Origin of the sequence: Actinomadura latina NBRC 106108 (assembly GCF_001552195.1) — a bacterium.
Taxonomy (GTDB): domain Bacteria; phylum Actinomycetota; class Actinomycetes; order Streptosporangiales; family Streptosporangiaceae; genus Spirillospora; species Spirillospora latina.
The window spans coordinates 1-1,751 of the sequence record NZ_BCQS01000063.1 but is presented as its reverse complement, the minus strand read 5'-3'; the positions used below and the strand labels follow the sequence as shown (position 1 = coordinate 1,751).

The following is a 1,751-nucleotide window of genomic DNA, read 5'->3' as shown; positions in this document are numbered from 1 at the left end:
AGCCTGGATCCACGGGGTTGGTAATGCGATGAAAGCCGCGATATGAGGAGAGGTGCCCTGCAACCTGGGATGATGGGAGTTCTCTACGCTTCCAGCAGCCAGATTGAACGGACACCTCTCAAGTGCGATTGTTTCACGCCGCTGCCAAGACGCATGCGGCGTTCGATGACGAGCATGTGATCGCGTACGCGGGCCTGGTGCCGGCGATGCGGCTGGCCGAGCGCTGTGGCCTGGCCTCGCTGGTCGGCGAGCACGTGTCGCTCCGGTGCCGGGACGGGGCGAACGCGCCGGTCAAGGTCGCCTCGGTGGTGGCCGGGATGCTGGCCGGGGCCGACAGCATCGACGATCTGGACGTGCTGCGGCACGGCGGGATGGACAAGCTGTTCACCGGCGTGCGCGCCCCGTCCACGCTCGGGTCGTTCCTGCGCGCGTTCACCTGGGGCAACGTCCGCCAGTTGGAGAAGACGGCGCGTGTACTGCTGGCCCGGCTCGCGGCGCACACGCCGCTGCTGCCCGGCGCGGACGTGCTGGCGTTCCTGGATGTGGACTCGATGCAGCGCCGCACCTACGGGTACGCCAAGCAGGGTGCCGGGTTCGGCCATACCAAGATTCAAGGCAAGAGCGTGCTGGTCAAGGGGCTGAATGTGCTGGCGGCGAGCCTGTCGACGCCGGTGGCCGCGCCGGTGGTGACCGGCACCCGGCTGCGCGGCGGGAAGAGCGCCTCAGCCCGCGGAGCATCCTGGTTCGTGCGCGAGCAGATCGGCACGGCCCGGTCCGCCGGGGCCAGTGGCCTGCTGGTGATGCGCGGTGACTCGGCGTTCTACAGCGAACAGGTCATCGGAGCCTGCCAGGCGGCGGGCGTGTGCTTCTCGGTCACCGCCAAGATGGATCCCAAGATCAAGGCCGCGATCGCGGCCATCCCCGAGACCTCCTGGATCTCCATCGATTACCCGAAGGCCATCTTCGATGCCCAGGCCGGCGGGTGGGTGTCGGACGCCCAGATCGCAGAGGTCGGCTACACCGCTTTCGCCTCCAAGAACAACCCGGTGACCGCCCGCCTTATCGTGCGCCGGGTCAAACGGCTCAACCCTCAAGCCGCCAGCGGGCAGGACGAACTGTTCCCGGCCTACCGCTACCACCCGGTCTTCACCGACAGCCCGTTCACCTTGGTCCAAGCCGAGGCCCAGCACCGCGACCACGCCATCATCGAGCAGGTCAACGCCGACCTGATCGACGGGCCGCTGGCGCATCTGCCCTCTGGCGACTTCAACGCCAACGCCGCATGGCTCACCTGCGCGGCCATCACCCACAACCTGCTACGCGCCACCGGCACCCTGGCCTCGGCGTTCCACGCGCGTGCCCGCGGCGCCACCCTGCGCCGCCACCTGATCAGCGTTCCGGCCCGGCTCGCCCGGCACGGCCCGGCAGGACCAGCAGGGCACATCACCGTGCACCTGCCCGAGCACTGGCGCTGGCAGGCCGAGTGGATGAACACCTTCCGGGCCGTCCACGACCCACCACCAGCGACAGCGGCCTGACCCGCCCCGACCCTGTCACCGCTCCCGACGACCATCACAGTCACCGCGCCCGCCGGCGCATCCCACCCCCGATCCGCACCCCCGGACAGGCCACGGACCTGCGCGTGGCAGACCCCGCACGCCCCCGAAATGCCGCTCTGCCAAGCAGACCGGCTCTCATGACGAGATCGGAACCAACATGGATCACCGGAAATCACGCCGTGGATCCAGGCT

General features: G+C 69.0%; 1 protein-coding gene. It reads left to right on the top strand.

The window, feature by feature from the left end:
- Positions 1 to 122: 122 nt before the first annotated feature.
- Positions 123 to 1,538 carry an IS1380 family transposase gene (locus AL2_RS35785; protein ID WP_067641739.1) on the top strand — a complete coding sequence of 472 codons (1,416 nt, stop codon included), beginning with the start codon at positions 123 to 125 and terminating at the stop codon, positions 1,536 to 1,538.
- Positions 1,539 to 1,751: the final 213 nt, after the last annotated feature.